This window comes from Robiginitalea marina (genome assembly GCF_024006985.1).
Taxonomy (GTDB): Bacteria; Bacteroidota; Bacteroidia; order Flavobacteriales; family Flavobacteriaceae; genus Robiginitalea; species Robiginitalea marina.
On sequence record NZ_JAMXIB010000003.1, the window covers coordinates 123099 to 141581 of the forward strand.

17 protein-coding genes are annotated in these 18483 nt (G+C 52.7%); 11 read left to right on the forward strand and 6 right to left on the reverse strand.

What is annotated here, in order from left to right; translation table 11 throughout:
- Window positions 1–85: 85 nt before the first annotated feature.
- The 4 genes from NG653_RS05180 to purD all read left to right on the forward strand — a co-directional run bounded on the left by NG653_RS05180 (window position 86) and on the right by purD (window position 5141).
- Complete coding sequence (locus NG653_RS05180; RefSeq protein ID WP_370281073.1) at window positions 86–1363, forward strand: undecaprenyl-phosphate glucose phosphotransferase; 1278 nt, start codon at window positions 86–88, stop codon at window positions 1361–1363.
- A 120-nt stretch (window positions 1364–1483) separates the two neighbouring features.
- Window positions 1484–2785 carry a UDP-glucose dehydrogenase family protein gene (locus NG653_RS05185; protein ID WP_252740617.1) on the forward strand — a complete coding sequence of 434 codons (1302 nt, stop codon included), beginning with the start codon at window positions 1484–1486 and terminating at the stop codon, window positions 2783–2785.
- A gap of 29 nt (window positions 2786–2814) precedes the next feature.
- Entirely contained in the window at window positions 2815–3804 is a 990-nt protein-coding gene (locus NG653_RS05190) for a UDP-glucuronic acid decarboxylase family protein (RefSeq protein WP_252740618.1), read from the forward strand.
- Window positions 3805–3866: 62 nt separating this feature from the next.
- On the forward strand, window positions 3867–5141 hold the full coding sequence (gene purD, locus NG653_RS05195; RefSeq protein WP_252740619.1) for a phosphoribosylamine--glycine ligase: 1275 nt from the start codon (window positions 3867–3869) through the stop codon (window positions 5139–5141).
- 21 nt (window positions 5142–5162) lie between these two features.
- Here purD and NG653_RS05200 read toward each other — a convergent pair whose 3' ends face one another.
- Window positions 5163–5384 (reverse strand): DUF6341 family protein, encoded by a 222-nt coding sequence (locus tag NG653_RS05200; RefSeq protein ID WP_252740620.1) that lies wholly within the window; start codon window positions 5382–5384, stop codon window positions 5163–5165.
- 36 nt (window positions 5385–5420) lie between these two features.
- On the opposite strand from NG653_RS05200, the gene NG653_RS05205 reads away from it, so the two are divergent.
- Genes NG653_RS05205 through NG653_RS05215 form a run of 3 tightly spaced genes read left to right on the forward strand, consistent with a single transcriptional unit; the run spans window position 5421 to window position 8017 of the window.
- Entirely contained in the window at window positions 5421–6359 is a 939-nt protein-coding gene (locus NG653_RS05205; RefSeq protein WP_252740621.1) for a DUF6427 family protein, read from the forward strand.
- 28 nt (window positions 6360–6387) lie between these two features.
- Complete coding sequence (locus NG653_RS05210; protein ID WP_252740622.1) at window positions 6388–6993, forward strand: DUF4254 domain-containing protein; 606 nt, start codon at window positions 6388–6390, stop codon at window positions 6991–6993.
- Window positions 6977–8017 carry a glycosyltransferase family 9 protein gene (locus NG653_RS05215; RefSeq protein ID WP_252740623.1) on the forward strand — a complete coding sequence of 347 codons (1041 nt, stop codon included), beginning with the start codon at window positions 6977–6979 and terminating at the stop codon, window positions 8015–8017. The genes NG653_RS05210 and NG653_RS05215 overlap by 17 nt, the downstream gene beginning before the upstream one ends.
- A gap of 1 nt (window position 8018) precedes the next feature.
- Here NG653_RS05215 and NG653_RS05220 read toward each other — a convergent pair whose 3' ends face one another.
- From NG653_RS05220 to NG653_RS05235, 4 genes are all read right to left on the reverse strand, one after another.
- Window positions 8019–8633, reverse strand: a complete 615-nt coding sequence (locus NG653_RS05220) for a TetR/AcrR family transcriptional regulator (protein WP_252740624.1) — start codon at window positions 8631–8633, stop codon at window positions 8019–8021.
- A 201-nt stretch (window positions 8634–8834) separates the two neighbouring features.
- On the reverse strand, window positions 8835–9890 hold the full coding sequence (gene arsS, locus NG653_RS05225; protein WP_252740625.1) for an arsenosugar biosynthesis radical SAM (seleno)protein ArsS: 1056 nt from the start codon (window positions 9888–9890) through the stop codon (window positions 8835–8837).
- Between the two features lie 38 nt (window positions 9891–9928).
- The gene (locus NG653_RS05230; RefSeq protein ID WP_252740626.1) at window positions 9929–10264 is read right to left on the reverse strand and encodes an arsenosugar biosynthesis-associated peroxidase-like protein; all 336 of its coding nucleotides are present in this window, start codon (window positions 10262–10264) and stop codon (window positions 9929–9931) included.
- Between the two features lie 235 nt (window positions 10265–10499).
- Entirely contained in the window at window positions 10500–11180 is a 681-nt protein-coding gene (locus NG653_RS05235; protein WP_252740627.1) for a TIGR04282 family arsenosugar biosynthesis glycosyltransferase, read from the reverse strand.
- Window positions 11181–11659: 479 nt separating this feature from the next.
- Here NG653_RS05235 and NG653_RS05240 point away from each other — a divergent pair, with 479 nt between their 5' ends.
- Window positions 11660–12445, forward strand: coding sequence for a patatin-like phospholipase family protein (locus NG653_RS05240; RefSeq protein WP_252740628.1), 786 nt, complete (start codon window positions 11660–11662; stop codon window positions 12443–12445).
- On the opposite strand, the gene NG653_RS05245 is transcribed toward NG653_RS05240, so the two are convergent.
- Window positions 12430–13479 (reverse strand): ferredoxin--NADP reductase, encoded by a 1050-nt coding sequence (locus tag NG653_RS05245; protein WP_252740629.1) that lies wholly within the window; start codon window positions 13477–13479, stop codon window positions 12430–12432. The two genes, NG653_RS05240 and NG653_RS05245, sit on opposite strands and share 16 nt — an antisense overlap.
- 126 nt (window positions 13480–13605) lie before the next feature.
- Between NG653_RS05245 and NG653_RS05250 the strand changes: the two genes are divergently transcribed.
- From NG653_RS05250 to porW, 3 genes are all read left to right on the forward strand, one after another.
- Entirely contained in the window at window positions 13606–15081 is a 1476-nt protein-coding gene (locus NG653_RS05250; RefSeq protein WP_252740630.1) for a DUF5687 family protein, read from the forward strand.
- A 10-nt stretch (window positions 15082–15091) separates the two neighbouring features.
- Complete coding sequence (locus tag NG653_RS05255; protein ID WP_252740631.1) at window positions 15092–15787, forward strand: ABC transporter ATP-binding protein; 696 nt, start codon at window positions 15092–15094, stop codon at window positions 15785–15787.
- A 144-nt stretch (window positions 15788–15931) separates the two neighbouring features.
- Complete coding sequence (gene porW / locus NG653_RS05260) at window positions 15932–18481, forward strand: type IX secretion system periplasmic lipoprotein PorW/SprE (protein ID WP_252740632.1); 2550 nt, start codon at window positions 15932–15934, stop codon at window positions 18479–18481.
- The last annotated feature ends 2 nt before the right edge of the window (window positions 18482–18483 follow it).

Consider the following 18483-nt stretch of genomic DNA (forward strand, 5'->3'; position numbering starts at 1 on the left):
TGTCAATGACATGCTATCGCGACAACATAGATATTCCTTTTTGATTACCCCGGCATCGTATTTTGTTGATCTTTTTGTAATCAATTTGTTCGCGTACTTCCTTCCAATTAATCTACTGGAAGCCATACTTTTTCATTTTTACATATCTATTGCCTGGATAGTAATTGCGATATGGTCAGAATTCTATCTCATCTACAGATATACCAAAGTAACACACATTCTAAAATTACTGGTTCGCCAGTTTTTCTTTTACTTCTTAATCCTTTACGCGTTCATCGGCTTTTTCAAACAGCCAAACATGAGCCGCCTCGCTCTTGCCCAATATACGGTTATTGTATTTTTGGCCGTCTCTGCACTCAAGTTCCTAAACTACTATCTCCTCATGGAGTATCGTGAAAAGGTGAAAGGAAACTTAAGAAACGTAGTAGTCATAGGAGACAATCGAAAAACAGCCCAACTCATCGAGGTGTTCAAAGAGCGAACGGAATTCGGTTATAACTTCATCAGACAATTTTGCCCAAAAGAAAAAGGATTTGAAATTAGGGAATGCTTTAATTACCTCCTTCAAAATAACATCGACGAAATATACTGTTCGGTTTCAGAACTTAAAAATGAAGAAATCCTGGAATTCATCAACTTCGCCGATAACAACCTCAAAACCCTGAAATTCCTTCCGGACAATAAAAACATCTATTCGAAGAAACTCAAATTCGAATACTACGATTACCTCCCGATACTTTCTCTGCGGGACATCCCCCTGCATAACCCCATAAATGCCTTTATCAAAAGGACTTTTGATATTGTCTTCAGCCTGCTGGTGATATTCGGACTGCTTATCTGGCTGACTCCCGTGCTCGCGATCCTTATTTGGCTGGAATCAAAGGGCCCCCTCTTCTTTGTGCAGAAACGCTCGGGCCTCGATAACAAGGAGTTTTATTGCTACAAGTTCCGTTCCATGGCCATGAACAAGGAAGCCGACAAACAACAGGCGCAAAAAGATGATATGCGGATCACCCGGATTGGACGCTTTATTCGGAGTACCAGTATAGACGAACTTCCCCAATTCTACAATGTGCTGTTTGGCGACATGTCGGTTGTAGGGCCAAGACCCCATATGATCAGGCATACGGATGAGTATTCGAGAAAAGTGGACAAATATATGGTGCGCCACTTTGTAAGACCCGGGATTACGGGTCTGGCCCAGGTCCGCGGCTACCGGGGAGAAATTGAACGGGATAGTGACATTCAGAACCGGATAAAGTTTGATGTTTTTTACATCGAAAACTGGTCTTTCCTGCTTGATTTGAAAATTATTGTGCAGACCGTTTTAAATGCCCTAAAGGGCGATGAGAAAGCCTATTGATTTTGTCGGGGTATCTTTGCTGCCCTGCGGGGTAAGAGGCCGGTTTGTCTGGAATTAATTGCAGGGCCTATAGGGAATGTGTAATATTGACCTGTTCAAATATTTAAACGGTTATTGCCAATGAAAATCTCCGTAATCGGCACCGGCTACGTTGGCCTGGTCACCGGGACTTGCCTGGCTGAAACAGGCAATGAGGTGGTCTGTGTGGATATAGACCAGGACAAGGTCAGACGCATGCAAGAGGGGGAAGTCCCCATTTATGAACCCCATCTGGACGTGCTTTTTTTGAGGAATATTGAAGCGGGAAGGCTCACCTTCACCACTTCCCTTAAGGAGGGGCTTGGCCATGGAACCATTGTGTTCCTGGCCCTCCCTACCCCGGAGGATGAAGATGGTTCTGCAGACCTGAAGTATGTTTTGGGGGTGGCTGAGGAAATCGGAAAGCTAATTTCGGAGTACCGGGTCATTGTGGATAAAAGTACCGTTCCTGTCGGCACCTCTGAAAAAGTGCATGCGGCCATTGCCAAATCGGCGAAATGCGAATTCGACGTGGTATCCAACCCCGAGTTCCTGCGCGAGGGATTCGCGGTAGATGACTTCCTGAAGCCGGAACGCATAGTCATTGGTTCGCAGTCTGAACGGGCCATCGAGTTGATGAAAAAGCTTTACAAGCCCTTTGTGCGCTCTGGAAACCCGATGATCGTGATGGATGAAAAATCTGCAGAGCTCACCAAATATGCCGCCAACGCCTTTCTGGCGACCAAGATTACCTTCATGAACGAGATTGCGAATTTCTGTGAGCGCGTTGGGGCCGATGTGGACAAGGTCCGTATCGGTATGGGGACCGATTCCCGGATCGGGAAGCGTTTCCTCTTTCCCGGTATCGGCTACGGGGGGTCCTGTTTCCCCAAGGACGTGAAGGCGTTGCACAAGTCGGGGAAAGATTCGGGCTATGAATTCCAGATCCTCGATTCTGTGATCCGGGTAAATCATAAGCAGAAAACGATCCTCATCCCAAAAATCACCAAATATTTCGGAGAGGACCTCAAAGGCAGGAGGTTTGGAGTATGGGGCCTTGCCTTTAAACCGGAAACGGATGATATACGAGAAGCACCCGCCCTTTATATGATAGAGGAATTGTTAAAAAGGGGGGCAGAAATTGCCGCCTTTGACCCGGAGGCGATGGAAAATGTCAAGCGCCGCCTTGGGGATCGAATTTCCTTTGCGCCCAGGATGTACGGGGCCCTGGAAGATGCCGACGCCCTGATCATTTGCACTGAATGGGGGGTTTTTCGGAACCCGAATTTCACCCTGATGAAGGAATTGCTCAAAGCTCCGGTGATTTTTGACGGAAGGAATCTCTACGATGTGGAGGAAATACGCTCCGAAGGATTTCACTACGAATCCATTGGAAGGGGATAGGATCGAACTACCACTTAAATAAAATTCATTTGAAACGCATATTAATTACGGGGGCTGCAGGGTTTCTGGGATCTCATTTGTGTGACCGGTTTATTGCCGAGGGCTACTACGTGATGGGGATGGACAACCTCATTACCGGGGACCTTAAAAACATAGAGCACCTGTTTAAGCTCGAGCGTTTCGAGTTTTACCATTATGACGTCACGAAATTTGTGCACGTACCGGGAAAATTGGACTATATCCTGCATTTTGCCTCCCCGGCCAGCCCAATTGATTACCTGAAAATCCCCATCCAGACCCTGAAGGTCGGGGCCCTCGGCACGCACAATCTCTTAGGCCTGGCGCGCGAAAAAAATTCCCGCATACTCATCGCCAGCACCTCGGAGGTATATGGGGACCCCCTGGTCCATCCCCAGTCAGAAGAATATTATGGCAACGTGAACACCATTAGCCCCAGGGGGGTTTATGATGAAGCCAAACGTTTTCAGGAATCCATTACCATGGCCTATCATCGTTTTCACGGACTGCAAACGCGGATTGCAAGAATATTTAACACCTATGGCCCGCGGATGCGGCTCAATGATGGACGGGTAATCCCCGCCTTTATGGGACAGGCCCTGCGGGGGGAAAACCTTACCGTTTTTGGGGATGGGCGGCAAACCCGGTCTTTTTGCTATGTAGATGACCAGATTGAAGGGATTTATCGCCTCCTACTCTCCGATTACAGCCTCCCGGTAAATATTGGGAACCCTGAAGAGATCGCTATTCTTGAATTTGCAGAGGAGATTCTTCAACTTACCGGGACGGACCAGAAAATTGTATACAGGCCCCTGCCTCAGGATGACCCTATGCAACGGCAACCCGACATCACCAAGGCAAGGGAGATCCTGGGCTGGGAACCCAGGGTGGGCAGGTCAGAGGGAATGAGCAGGACCTATGCTTACTTCAAATCCCTGTCAAGGGACGAGTTGGAAAAGCGCGAACACCGCGACTTCAGCCACAGGAACCACCACGCATAATAATCCATTAAACCCGGCGAAATTGCCTTTTCAGGCCTATTTTTGCCCAAAACACGAGCGGTATGAATATCCTGGTCCTCGGTTCAGGCGGCAGGGAACACGCCCTGGCGTGGAAACTCCACCAAAGCGAAAAAGTCAAAAACCTCTATGTGGCCCCGGGGAATGCCGGCACTGCGGCGTTTGCCACCAACCTCCCCCTTTCGGCGGAAGATTTTCCGGCCATTCGGGAGCAGGTGCTCGCCCATGGCATCGATTTATTGCTGGTGGGCCCGGAAGTCCCCCTGGTGATGGGCATCCACGATTATTTCCTGGCCGACCCTGCCCTGGCATCCATCCCTGTTATCGGGCCGGCTAAAGAGGCTGCCCGCCTGGAGGGGAGCAAGGATTTTGCCAAGCAGTTCATGCAGCGCCACCAGATCCCTACCGCGGCGTATCAAAGTTTTGGGGCCGGGCAACTGGAAGCGGCCTGCGGGTTCCTCGAAACCCTGGAGCCGCCTTACGTGCTGAAGGCCGATGGCCTGGCCGCCGGGAAGGGGGTGCTGATCCTCGATTCGCTGGAAGAGGCAAAACTGGCCCTGAAAGAAATGCTGGTGGAGGCCAAATTCGGCGAGGCCAGCAGCCGGGTAGTCATCGAGGAGTTCCTCTCGGGTATTGAATTGAGCTGCTTCGTGCTCACCGACGGGAAGGATTACAAAATCCTGCCTACGGCCAAGGACTACAAACGGATTGGGGAAGGGGATACCGGCCTCAATACGGGGGGTATGGGCGCTGTTTCCCCTGTGCCTTTTGCCGATGGGGCCTTTATGGAAAAGGTGGAGCAACGCATCGTGCTGCCCACCATCTCCGGGCTGCAGAAGGAAGGAATCCCTTACACCGGATTTGTTTTTATCGGCCTGATCAAAGTAGGGGAAGACCCCTTTGTGATTGAATATAATGTACGGATGGGCGATCCGGAAACCGAGGTGGTCATCCCCCGGATTGAGTCCGACCTGGCCGACTTATTGCAGGCCGTGGCTATCGGGAAGCTTCGCGAGGCGGAACTCAGGGTGAGTACAGAAACCGCAGCCACGGTCATGATGGTCTCAGGGGGCTATCCGGAAAAATACGAAAAGGGCCATGCGATATCGGGTCTGGAACAGGTGGAAGGCGCAACGGTTTACCATGCCGGTACGGCATTAAACGCGGCCGGGGAGGCGGTAACCAGTGGCGGCAGGGTACTGGCCGTTACGGCTTTTGGTGCCGACCACGGCAAGGCGCTTCAAAAAGCCTATGAGAACGTGCGACGCGTAAAGTTCAAAGGGGCGTACTACCGCAAGGATATTGGCTTCGACCTCTAAGCCGCCTCAGGCGGCCCGGAGTTACAGGTAAGAGTGGGCGGTAATGCTGGTGTCTTCCTCCCCGCGCTGATCGAACAGGCGGAGTTGGATCAGCCAGTAAACCATGGCCGCAGAGCCGATGACCACGAACAGCCAGTTTATGGTATTGGCGGTCCACCAGTTTTGCATTTCCCTGAAAAAATCAAAAGGGGCAAAGAGGCCGTCGACAAATAAATCTTCAATCCACTCAAAAAAAGCTTTCATTGTAGCTATATTTACCTTGCAAACATACGAAAACCCGTGTTTATTTCAAGTCTTTTCGGCAAAACGAGACCTGTAAATTACGTCCTCTCCCTCTCCTTTCTGTTTGTTTTTTTCCTGCTCGCCCACACCGGTTTTTACGGGGGTTTGCCCCAGGTAGCTGTATTGCCTGAAAAAATCCTTAGCCTGGGGGCGCTGCTCTTATCGGTCCTTGCGGTAAACTTTATCGTACAGAGGAACCAGCTCACCGCGACCAATGCCTTTGCCCTGTTGTTTTACTGCCTTTTCGCGGTGCTATTTCCCGAAACCCTGGTCGATCCGAAAGTCCTTTTTGCTTCATTCTTCCTTTTGCTGGCGGAACGCCGGCTGATCAGCCTGAAATCGATGAAGGACGTAAAATCAAAGGTTTTCGACGGGGCCTTTTGGATTTTGGTCTCCAGCCTGTTCATCAACTGGATGGTGGTGTTCCTGGTCCTGGTTTGGCTGTATATCTATTTCTATGAGCCAAAAAACCTGAAGCTTTGGTTTATTCCGCTGGCTGCCATTGGGACCATTTGCCTGGTAGGGTGGGCCGGGTCATACCTGCTTGGGAACCCCGAACACCTCCTGACCCATTATACCCTTTCGTTTAAGCTCCCGCAGGCAGCAGATTTTTCCGGCCCCTGGACCCGGATCGTGGTCTTCCTTATCCTCGCCCTGCTGGCAGGCCTGGTATCTTTCCTGAGGCAAAGCCGTTCGGGACACGGCAGGCTCACACAAATGCGGCTGCTGGCCCTTGGATGGTTAATGGGGATAGTAGTGCTGCTGCTCACCGGGGACCGGATGGGTAGTACGGTCATGCTTACCTTTTTTCCCGCTTCGGTTTTTCTTGGGAAATATGTGGAATCCATCGGGCGCGATTTTTTTCGGGAATTGGTCCTTGGGATGGCGCTGTTGGCCAGCCTTGGGGTGTTCTTTACCCAGTGGTTTTTGAAATAAGCGGTATCTTTGGGGGAAACAGGCACCCATGTTTAGTGACTTCGCCTTCGGCATCTTTCAGGAAAGCATCGAAAAGTACCATCTTCTTGACCGGGTAGACCAGCCCCGGGAAAACCCTTATCCTGCTGGAGATATCAGCCATTTGCTTTACCTGAAGAATTGGATCGATACCGTGCAGTGGCATTATGAGGACCTCATACGGGACCCCGGGATTGATCCGGTGGCAGCCCTGGAGCTAAAGCGCAAAATCGACGCCAGCAACCAGGAGCGGACCGACTTGGTGGAATATATCGACAGCTATTTCCTCGACAAATACCGGGATGTTTCAGTGCTGCCATCTGCCAGCATCAACACAGAAAGCCCCGCCTGGGCGATCGACAGGCTGTCTATCCTGGCCCTGAAAATTTACCATATGCGCGAAGAGGCGGAGCGTCAGGATGCCAGTGAGGAACACCGAAGGGCCTGCACCGAGAAGCTCAGCGTCCTGCTGGAGCAAAAGAAGGATTTGTCTGCGGCCATCGACCAGCTTCTGGACGACATCGCCGGCGGGAAGAAGTATATGAAGGTCTACAAGCAGATGAAGATGTACAATGACGCGGAGTTAAACCCGGTTTTGCGTGAAAAACGGAACTGACAGGCCGCTGTTGGTCCTGCGCTTTTCCGCCCTGGGGGATGTGGCCATGGCTGTCCCCGTTTTGCTCGCCCTGAGGCGCACATACCCGGGGCTGCCGCTCCTCTTCGCAACCAAATCGCAGTACGCCCCTGTTCTTCAAAAAATCCGCGGGGTGGACGTATATCCTTTCGAACCAAAGGGCGCGCATCGGGGGATTTTCGGATTGTTCCGGTTTTGGAGGGAATTGAAGCCCCTGTCCTGTATTGCTGTGGCAGACCTGCATGCAGTACTCAGGACCAGCATCCTCAGGATGTTTTTCGGGCTCTCGCATACCCCTTTTATCAGCCAGGTAAAGGGACGCAGGGAGAAAAGGAAACTCACTGCCTGGAGGAAGAAGGAAATCCGCCCCCTGAAAAGCACCCAGCAACGCTATGCGGATGTTTTTGCTGCCCTGGGGTTTCCTGTGGAACTGCGGCCAGGTGATGTGGTGCCGAAGGAATCCTGGCCGGCTTTCCCCGGCGATAGGCCCGGTGGGCACAAGGTTGGATATGCCCCTTTTGCGGCCCATGAGGGAAAGTGCTATCCTACGGAAAAGACCGTGGCGGTAATCGCCCGGCTGGCAAAGGAAAAAGACCTAACGGTATATTTATTTGGTGGCGGGCCGGGGGAAACCACCTTGCTGGAATCCTGGGCAGGGCAGTTTGAAAACTGTGTCTGTGTTGCAGGAAAAGCAGGGCTTTCCGAAGAATTGGCGCTTATCTCCAACCTGGACTTAATGGTGTCCATGGATAGCGGCAATGGGCACCTGGCCGCCATGTATGGCGTTCCGGTACTGACGGTTTGGGGGGTTACCCACCCTTTTGCCGGGTTCAGCCCCTATAACCAGCCCCCTGAAAATTCCCTGCTGGCCGATCGGGAGCGTTACCCGTTCATCCCTACCTCAGTGTACGGCAACAAGGCGCCTGAGGGCTATGACAGGGTCATGGACAGCATTCCCCCGGAGCTAATATACAGGCGGGTCATGGAAATCCTCACGGGAAAATAGCCTAGCCCACAGGGCTTGCCACCATCGCCCTGAAATAGGCGTGCAATTGCTGCATATACTGGTACCGGAGCATCCTCCCATTGCCGCTGGCCATCAGCGACCGGACCCCGAAGTAGGAGGACATTACAAAGGTGGCTATGCCCTCGCTGTCGAGGTGGCGGGGAAGGTACCCGTCGGATTTCCCCTTCTGGAGCAGGCTTACCAGGTTCACTTCCCATACCTTATAAATGTCGTCGAGGCGTTTTGTAATGGCGGCATTGCGGCCCACGAACTGGTTCCTGAAATTGCCAAGGACGCAGCCGAAGTCCAGCTCATTGTTTTCAGCCGTTTCCAGGGCATCCCCCAGGCATCGTTCAATGGCCAGGAACGGGTCGGACTGCCCTTCAAGGGGTTCAATCAGCATGCTGTATACCTTTCGGAAAAGCACATTCTCGGCGATGCTGATCATCAGGTCCTCCTTGGACTGGAAGTGGTAGTAGAAGGCGCCTTTGGAAAGGTCCAGCGCTTTCAGGATATCGTCAAGGCTGGTATGGTCATACCCTTTTGAATAGAACAATTCAAGGCCTTTCATCTGGATCCGGTGCAGGGTGGCCATTCGTTTTAAGCTTTTTTCCATGGGATGTTGTTTTTATGCAATCAGACCGTCGGGTCTATTATCTAAAACCGCGAAGTGGGCCTCCTGGTGGATTCCGGGGGATAAAGGCTGCAAAAAATCGACAAACGGCAAAATTCAGGACCCTGCTTTGGAATGCCGATAAAAAAACCGACCGCCTGGTCGGTTTAAGGGTGTTATTTAACGGATAAAACGCCTGGGGCTTCAGGCCACGGCGCCCTGGCAACTGCTCCCGGCACCGGCGGTGCACCCGTAGCAATGCTGGGAAATTACGATTTCCCGGTCCTGCAAAACGTCTTCCCGGTAGTCTGCGATGTGCTTTACTTTGCTGGCCACTTTCAGGCCCAGCATCTGGTTGAAATCGCAGTCATAAAGCCATCCGTCCCAACTGACCGAAAGCGTATTGGTACACATCACGTTTTTTACCGCCTCCGGGTTGTAGGCGTCCACCAGGGCGGTCATATAGTCCTCGTAGTTCTCAGAGGCGATGAGGTAGTCGAGGAACCGGGCGATGGGCAGGTTGGTAATGGTGAACAAATGATGGAAGGAAATTCCGAAATCGTCTTTGAGGGCTTTTTTGAAATCGCGTTCCAGGGAATCCTGGTCGGCGGGCAGGAAGGCCCCCGAAGGATTGTAGACCAAATCGAGCTTCAGGGGGCTCCCCGGCATCCCGTACCCCACCTGGTTCAGGGCGCGAAGGGCTTCAATCGATTTGTCAAAAACCCCGTCTCCCCTTTGTTTGTCGGTTTTCCCACGGGTATAGTGGGGCAGGGAGGAAACGACGTGTACGTTATGGCGCGCAAAAAATTCGGGCAGGTCATGGTACTTTTTGTTGGCGCGGATAATGGTGAGGTTTGACCGGACAATAAAGTCCGCCACCCCTGCTTTTGAAGCCTCTTCCACAAACCAGCGGAAATCGGGGTTCATCTCCGGCGCCCCCCCGGTGAGGTCGAGGGTGTGCGCCTCAGTTTTGCGGATCACGTCGAGGCACTGCTCCATAGTCTCCCGGGTCATGATCTCTTTCCGGTCAGGCCCCGCGTCTACGTGGCAGTGTTCGCACACCTGGTTGCACATATACCCCAGGTTGATTTGCAGGATTTCCAGTTTGCGCGGCCGGAGCGGCGCCTGACGGCTTTCTTCCAGTTTGTCCCGGAAATAGGGGAGTTCCCCCGTTTCAAAGGGGCCCCCGCTCAGGATTTCCAGTTGCCTGTTGGTTTCAGCCAGGTCCTTTTGCCTGCCTTTCAAAGATTTTGTTGCCATTCCTTGGTTTTTAACCCCGGGGTTCAGGCCCCGGGTTGTTACATCGACAATTTGTTGTACTTGTTCATCATTTGAACGGCATGAACCAGGGTAGCCCCGCTTTCAATTGCGGCCCCGGTGTGTACCGCCTCCATCATTTCTTCTTTGGTAATGCCCCTTTGCAGGCCGTCTTTGGTGTAGGCGTCAATGCAGTAAGGGCACTTTACCACATGTGCTACGGCAAGGGCGATAAGCGACTTTTCACGGGCGCTCAGGGCGCCTTCTTCAAAAACCTTTCCGTAGTATTCGAAAAACTTTTTTCCCAGGTCTTCACTCCATTCGGTGATTTTCCCGAATTTCCTAAGGTCGGCCGGGTCGTAATAATTGGATTCCATAATCTTTATTTTTAAAGGTTCTTTGTTAGTATTGCGTTCCTGCCATACCTGAAGGTAGGCGTTCGTATTTCTTTTTTTGTCGGGAACATTCAGGTAAATACCGGGGCCAGGTCCCGACTGCAGCATCAATGATAAAAGGCACAGGAAATATTTTATAAACCGGAAATTGAATAAAAACCGGGCGGTATCCCAGGGTGCCAACCGAAAATGGGAAACGAAAAAAGAAGGAGGGGGGTTAACGTACGGGGGACCCTTTATTGCAAGGCAAAAGGGCGTAGCCCGGGGCACAGGCCGGGGTGCGGGGGGCAATAATGCCGCCAATTAATTTGGAAAGACCCTTTGCCAGTTGTTTTAGCAGCGATCCGGGGATAGAGGAGGTGCCCACCCAGTTCCTCAGGTCGCTCAGGGTGTCCAGGTCCATCCTCGGGGCCAGAATTACCGGGGGATGGTTTCCGGCCTCACCTAACCAGTGAACCATGTGCTCAAACAGGTCTTCCTGCTGCCAGGGCAGTTGAAGGAACACTTCAGGAGAACACGCAGTGCGGTGTATCCCGATCAAATAAACCCCCCCGTCACCCGAAGGGCCCAAAACAGCCTTGGCAGGGCCGATGGCAGCAGCGGCCTGAAGGAGGGTTTCGGTCAGGAGGTCAGGACTATCGTTGCCAATGACGACCAGGCGGTCGAACCCTTGCCTGAAAACGGAGTCCATGGCATGATATAGCCGTAAGGCAAAGGTTTCCCCTTGTTGTTCGTTTTCTCCCACATGGAAACAGGGTAACCCGGTTTGTCTTGCTTTCCTGAGGGTCTGGCGGGTAAGTTGGTCAAACAGCGCTTCGCTGCCCCGCAATCCCTTTTGGGCAGCATCGAGGTGGGCACTTTGCGCAAAAACCAGAATGGCCGCCGGACTGGTGTTCAAAATGGGAATTGATTTGATTTTGGTCAGGTTAAAATACATTCAAAAAGTCGACTTCGCCCAAAGAGGCTTACAAATGGATGAAATTTTAACAGTTTTTCCACCCGTTTAACAAACCGACCCCCGGGTCGGTTTCAGGGGCCGTATCTGCATGAGCTACCTGAAAAACAAAGGTTCTTTACAGCCGATCTTTCGATGAAATGCACTACTACCCCCTTACAAACCCTTATTTTAAACCTGTACCGACTACGCAGTCGGATTTACAGACGGGATTCGGGGTGGTTTTTCGTAAAAAGGGCATGCGGAAGAGGGTGGCTTTTGTGCTGCAGGAGGGGGCATAGGAGATCCTGCGGGGATGCAAAAGAAGGATGTCCGGGTTTTTGGATAAATCCATAACTTAACCCTGCGTACAACAGGGCCCGACCATGGCTGCCGAAGTGGTCAGGGGCCCGCACGGCTAACCCGCAAGGAAGACAAGGGGTATGGTAAAGGTTCCTGAAAGCAGTAAAATGGGGATTGTCCTTTCCGGGGGAGGGGTTCGGGGAATGGCCCATATCGGGCTACTCAAAGCCCTTGGGGAACGGGGCATCTACCCCCATTGGATTTCCGGGACCAGTGTGGGCGCCCTGGTTGGGGCTCTCTACGCCGGGGGTCGGGATAGCGGGGAAATGATGGCGTTTTTCAGGGAGACCCCGTTATTCCGGTATAATTTCTTCAGCCTGAACAAGCCCGGCCTCTTAGATACCGATCGGTACTTTGAAGTGTTTATGGAGTACTGGCCCCACAATTCCTTTGAATCGCTCGGGAAACCCTTATTTGTGGTTGCCACCGATTTGTTGGCGGGCCGGGAAGCCATTTTCCACAAGGGCCCGCTCATACCGGCCCTTCTTGCCTCAGCAGCCCTGCCCCCTATTTTCAGCCCGGTGGAAATGGAATCGGGCTTGTATGCCGATGGGGGCATCATGAACAACTTTCCCCTGGAACCCATAAAGGAGCACGCAACCTTTATTCTTGGAAGCAATGTTTCCGTGGTAAAGGAGGTGGGCCGTTCTGATATCCGTTCCTCCTTCCAGCTGGCCAACCGCACCACGGCCCTGATGATCTATGCCATCAACCGGCAGAAAATAAAGGGGTGCGACCTGGTGTTTGAACCCCTGGAGCTCGAAAAAATTGGGGTCCTCGACAAAAAGGGGATGGAAAAAGCCTTTCAGATCGGTTATGACCATTCCTGCCGGGTACTGGATTCGGGCGGCTATACGTCGTCGTAGTCTATTTTCAGCATGGGGGAGGTTGGATGGGCCTGGCAGGTGAGGATCAGGCCTTCCGCGATTTCGCTTTCGGTCAGGATCTGGTTTTTGACCATCTCAGCGGAACCCTCCGTAACCCGGGCAATGCAGGTACTGCACACCCCGCCCTGGCAGCTGTACGGGGCATCGATTTTAGCCTTGAGCACGGCATTCAGAATTAGGGATTTCTGGTCCATGTCGAGTTGGTGAACCATGTCGTCGAGGGTGACTTCCAAATGGGTGACGCCCTCCAGGCCTACGGTTACCGGATCTCCCCCCTGGGGCTCGGTGAAGAGCTCATGGGAAATCCGGTCTTCGGCAACCCCGTTTTCCTTAAGCGTTTCGGCCACCGTTTCAATCATGGCCAGGGGGCCGCACAGGTAAAACCGGTCCGGATCGAGGTCTTTGTGTTTGTTGCGGGTGATGAAATTGACAATACTCCTGTCAATCCGCCCAAAACTGCCCTCTTCCTCCTGGCTTCGGCTAAACAGGTAGTGGATGGTCAACCGATCCGTGTATTTCGCTTTCAATTCCTGCAGGGCTGCGTAAAACATCGTTTCTTCCTTGCTCTGATTGCCGTAAACCAGTACTATACGCGTGTCGGGATGTTCCTTTAGGGCGGTCCTTATGATACTCATCAAAGGGGTAATCCCGCTGCCGGCGACGAAGGCAACAAGGTCCTGTGCCCTTTCCCGCGGCTCAAATACAAACCGGCCTTCAGGGGCCATCACTTCCAGGGAATCCCCTGCTTTGAGCACCTCATTGGCATATACTGAAAAAGAACCGCCTTCCACCTTTTTCACGCCAATGGTCAGTTCCTTTTGACCGGGCATGGAGGCAATGGAATATGCCCTTCGAACTTCTTTGCCATCCTTGTGCATCCTTACCGTTACGTATTGGCCGGCTTTGAAGGAAAAAGCCTCCTGGAGCGACTCAGGGATACGAAAGCTGATGGCAACGGAACAGGGGGTGAGTTTATTTACCGCAGAAACCTGCAGGGAGTGAAACTGAGACATACTTCAATTTTTTTGCAAAACTACGGAAAGCTTCGGGAATGAGAACAGGGCTGCGGGGGATTGAAAAAGTTGTAACAAAATACCGATCTTCGCTACTTACGACGAGGGGAACATTAGAAACCAGCCATGTTCAAACACTTTATACGCTTGCAGTGGAAGTCCTTTGTGCGGTCTTCCTCCTTTGCCGCCAACCTCTGGATCAAGATCCTGATGGGGTTTTTCGCGCTTTATTTCATGGCCGTTTTCCTGGCCCTGGGGGTAGGCGCCTATTTTTTTATCGATGATGCCGGCCTGGGGGACCCCCTGAGGGTGGTCAACCGGTTTTTGTTCTACTACCTGGTCATGGACCTCTATATGCGGTATATGCTCCAGAAGATGCCGGTTATGAACATCAGGCCGCTTTTATACCTTCCCATGAAGAAATCCCAGGTGGTCCGGTTTTCCCTGGGTAAAACCGCCCTGTCGTTCTTTAACTGGAGCCACGCGTTTTTCTTTTTGCCCTTTTCCATTGTGCTGATTGCCCAGGGGTATGCCCCCCTGTCGGTCATTGCATGGCACCTTGGCATCATGGCCCTGTTCTATGTAAACAATTTCCTGAACATCATGGTGAACAACCAGGACCGGATTTTTTACCCCATGCTCCTGGTGCTTGCCCTACTTGGGGTTTCCCAATATTATGGCTGGTTCGACGTCACGGAATACACCTCGCCCCTCTTCGACGCACTTTACGATTTCCCCTGGACGGCAGTACTGCCCTGGGGACTGCTGGCCTACGTCTGCTGGGCGTCTTACCGGTATTTCAGGCGGCACATGTACCTCGATGCGGGCCTGGAAATGCAAAAAACCACGGCAAAAACCGAGGACTACACCTGGCTGAACCGTTTTGGGAACCTTGGGACCTTCCTGAAGAACGACATAAAACTCATCCGGAGAAACAAAAGGTCACGCACTACTGTCATAACGAGCGTTATATTTTTGCTTTACGGGCTCCTTTTTTTCACAGGATCGCTGGAGGTTTATGAAGCCACGGTCTGGAGGGTGTTCGCCGGGATATTCGTTTCCGGTGGGTTCCTGTTTACCTTCGGGCAATTTGTGCCCAGTTGGGACAGTGCCTATTACCCCCTGATGATGAGCCAGAACATCCGGTACCGGGAATACCTCACCTCCAAATGGTACCTCATTGTGATGGCTACCCTGGTCAGTACCCTGTTGTCAGCTTTTTATTTGTATTTCGGGTGGCAGGCGTACCTCGCTGTGGTGGTGGGGGCAGTGTACAATATAGGGGTGAACTCCTACCTGGTGCTTTGGGGCGGGGCTTATATCAAAACCCCGATCGACCTGACCAGCAACAAAAAGGCATTTGGGGACAGCCAGGCCTTTAACGGAAAAACCCTGCTGCTGACAATCCCCAAACTGGTCCTCCCCCTGGTCGTATTCTGGGTGGGCGACTGGTTATGGAACGAAACCGCCGGATACCTGATGGTGGCCCTGGCCGGCATCGCCGGATTTGGATTTAAGGATATCGTTTTCAAGCGGATCGAAACAATCTATAAAAAGGAAAAATACAAGACCCTTGCTGCCTACAGGGAAAAGGCGGCCTAAACCCTATACGATGATCAGAGCAACAGAACTTACCAAAAAATACGGGGCGCAAACCGTCCTTGACCTCCCAGGGCTTACTATCCCAAAGGGGCAGAGCTTTGGGCTCGTTGGGAACAACGGGGCGGGCAAGACCACTTTTTTCAGCCTCCTGCTCGACTTGATACAGCCCACCACGGGAAGTATAGAGAATAACGGCGTTGAGGTGCGCACCAGTGAGGCCTGGAAGCCCTTTACCTCCGCCTTTATCGATGAGAGCTTCCTGATAGGCTACCTCACCCCTGAGGAGTATTTCTATTTTATCGGAGAGCTCAGGGGGCAATCGCGTGCCGATGTGGATGCCCTCCTGGAAGGGTTTCAGGATTTTTTCCACGGGGAAATCCTGGGCCAGAAAAAATTCCTGAGGGACCTTTCCAAAGGCAACCAGAAGAAAGTGGGGATCACGGCCTCCTTTATCGGAAACCCGGAAGTCCTGATCCTTGACGAACCTTTTGCCAACCTCGACCCCACCACCCAGATCCGCCTGAAAAAAATCCTGCGGGAAATGGCCGGAAAAAGGGAGGTTACCGTCCTGGTTTCCAGCCATGACCTGCTGCATGTCACCGAGGTTTGCGAGCGAATTGTAGTCCTTGAAAAAGGGCGTGTGGTCAGGGATATTGAAACTACCCCGGAGACCCTGAAAGAACTCGAAGCGTTTTTTGGGGGATAACGTCCGGGTCGTCCCCGGGCGCCGGAGGTACTGCGAATGGATCCGGAAGAAAGCAACACCGGGCTCCGGGAGGCATTTTTTGGATGCCCGCAGCATACTAAAACCCCTGATTTGTAGTTTAGACTACTACAGAATACGGGAATCTTGAAGCTTCGCTTTTATTTACTTCCTTGCCTGGGGTCGCTTTGGTTGCTTTTTGGGGGGTGTTCCACCAAGAAGGACGCCTTCGTGAACCGGAACTGGCATTCCCTGAACACCAAATACAATGTGCTCTATAACGGGAACCTGGCTTTTGAAGAAGGCCGGGAGCAGTTGAGGCAACAGTACCGCGACAATTACTGGGAAATCCTGCCCGTAGAGCGGTTGCAGGTTACAGGGGACATAAAGCTCGATTCCGAGGAGAACAACCCGAATTTTGTCCGCGCCGAGGAAAAGGCCACCAAGGCCATCCAAAAACACAGCATGGATATCGAGAATGTGGAGAAGAACCCACAGACCGATGAGGCCTTCCTCCTGCTGGGCAAGGCCCGCTATTTTGATGAACGCTACATCCCGGCCCTGGAGGCGTTCAACTACATCCTGCGCAAGTTCGAAACGAGCAACAGGCTGAATGAGGCGCGCATATGGAGGGAAAAGACCCACCTGCGGCTGGGGTACGAAGAACTCGCCCTTAAAAACCTGAACAACCTCTTCAAGTATGAATCCCTTCGGGACCAGGAATATGCCGATGCCCGGGCGGTAATGGCCCAGGCCCACATTAACCTCAAGGCCCTGGACACGGCGACCCGCAACCTGAAAGCCGCCGCTGCCTATACCCGTAAAGTGGAAGAAAAAGGGCGTTACCTTTTTATCCTGGGGCAACTCTACAACAGGAGGGAGCATTCCGATAGCGCCAACCTCGCCTTTGATCAGGTAATCGCCCTGAACCGGAAAATCCCAAGGGTTTACCTCATAAACGCCCACCTGCAGAAAATCCAGAATACGGAAATTACCCCGGAGCGCCAGGACGCCCTGCTCGAGTACCTGACGGAACTGGAAGAAGACCGGGAGAACAGGCCGTTTCTCGATAAGATCTACAGGCAACTTGCCGAGTTCCACCGGAAAACGGGGTCAGACAGTTTGGCCCTGCTCAATTACAACCGCTCGCTTCGCGCCACCCGGGAGACGCCCTACCTGAATTCCCTGAATTACGGGGACCTGGCCGAATACTATTTTGACCGGAACGAGTACCGGAAGGCAGGGGCTTATTACGACAGCGTCCTGCTGAACCTGGCCGAAACGGATCGGGCGTTTCGCAGTGTTCGGAAAAAGCGGGAAAACCTCGATGACGTTATCCAATATGAGGAAGCGGTAAGGTACTCCGATAGCGTCCTTACCCTGTATGCCATGCCCCCGGAAGCGCGGCAGCGCTATTTCCAGGCCCGGATCGACTCCCTCAGGGCCCTGGCCCAGGCGGAAGCCCAGAAAAAGGAACAGCAGGCCCGGGCAGGGCTTGAAGGATTTGCGCAAACCCGGGGCGGGCGGGAAAACCAGGGGAAGTTCTATTTCTATAACATAACCAGCCTGGGTTACGGAAAAACCGAATTCAGGACGCGCTGGGGCGAGCGGGAACTCGAAGATAACTGGCGGTGGAGTTCCCGTGCCAGGATCCTTACGGAGGCCGATGGGGAGCCCGACCTGGCGGGGGCCCAGGCCGAAACGCCCGAAGAGGGACAGGAGTTTAACCTCGACTGGTACCTCAGCCGGGTCCCGGACGACCCGCAGGTGATTGACAGCCTGCGTAACGCCCGCAACTTTGCAAATTACCAGCTTGGTCTGATCTACAAGGAAAAGTTCAGGGAGCCCATGCTTGCCGCCTCCCGGCTGGAGCGGGTACTGGAGTCTGATCCGGAAGAACGGCTGGTGTTGCCCTCCAAATACAACCTTTACAAAATCTACCAGGAGGTGGGGAGCCCCCTTGAGGAATCCATGAAGCGCGATATCGTGCAGAACCATCCCGATTCCCGGTATGCAGCCCTTCTTTCCAACCCCGGCATTGCGCTGTCGGCCCTGGAAAACAGCCCTGAAACCCTGTATGCCGAACTTTTTGCCGCGTATCGGGATCAGCGCTACCTGGAGGTGATCACCGGGACCGAAGCGCGCATCAACCAGTTTTCCGGCGATCCCGTGGTGCCGAAACTCGAACTGCTCAAGGCCAGTGCCATTGGAAGGTTGCAGGGGTTTGAGCCCTATCGCGAGGCACTGAACTATATTGCCCTGAATTATCCGAACAGCCCCGAAGGCGCTACCGCACGGACCATCATCGATGAGCAAATCCCAAAACTGGAGAGCCGGGAGTTCTCCCAGGCCACCGGTGCACCGGGTACGGGGAACTGGAAAGTCGTCTTTCCGATAAAGCGGCAAAAGCACCAGAACGCCCTGGAACTTAAGAAGCGGCTGGAAGGCTCCCTGAAAGACCTTAGGTATTCCAATACAGTTTCCCTCGACATCTACGACCTGGAGCAGGAGTTTGTAGTGGTGCACGGTTTTCCTTCCATGGATTATGCCAGGGGATACGTGGAACTTCTTAAAAACAACCGCGATTACCGGATAAGCCTTGATAATTTTGTAATTTTATCCACTAACTATAAGGTGGTCCAGGTCCATAAAAACCTGGAGGAGTACCGCCGCCAGTTGCAACCCCCAAAACCCTGATC

Excerpts from the sequence above, each read along its gene's own strand:
- NG653_RS05220 (WP_252740624.1), bottom strand. The coding sequence starts at position 8,633 with ATGGAAAAAAGCTTAAAACGAATGGCCACCCTGCACCGGATCCAGATG.
- NG653_RS05240 (WP_252740628.1), top strand. The coding sequence starts at position 11,660 with ATGGTAAAGGTTCCTGAAAGCAGTAAAATGGGGATTGTCCTTTCCGGG.
- NG653_RS05185 (WP_252740617.1), top strand. The coding sequence starts at position 1,484 with ATGAAAATCTCCGTAATCGGCACCGGCTACGTTGGCCTGGTCACCGGG.
- NG653_RS05250 (WP_252740630.1), top strand. The coding sequence starts at position 13,606 with ATGTTCAAACACTTTATACGCTTGCAGTGGAAGTCCTTTGTGCGGTCT.
- arsS (WP_252740625.1), bottom strand. The coding sequence starts at position 9,890 with ATGGCAACAAAATCTTTGAAAGGCAGGCAAAAGGACCTGGCTGAAACC.
- purD (WP_252740619.1), top strand. The coding sequence starts at position 3,867 with ATGAATATCCTGGTCCTCGGTTCAGGCGGCAGGGAACACGCCCTGGCG.
- NG653_RS05230 (WP_252740626.1), bottom strand. The coding sequence starts at position 10,264 with ATGGAATCCAATTATTACGACCCGGCCGACCTTAGGAAATTCGGGAAA.
- NG653_RS05210 (WP_252740622.1), top strand. The coding sequence starts at position 6,388 with ATGTTTAGTGACTTCGCCTTCGGCATCTTTCAGGAAAGCATCGAAAAG.
- NG653_RS05200 (WP_252740620.1), bottom strand. The coding sequence starts at position 5,384 with ATGAAAGCTTTTTTTGAGTGGATTGAAGATTTATTTGTCGACGGCCTC.
- NG653_RS05255 (WP_252740631.1), top strand. The coding sequence starts at position 15,092 with ATGATCAGAGCAACAGAACTTACCAAAAAATACGGGGCGCAAACCGTC.
- NG653_RS05245 (WP_252740629.1), bottom strand. The coding sequence starts at position 13,479 with ATGTCTCAGTTTCACTCCCTGCAGGTTTCTGCGGTAAATAAACTCACC.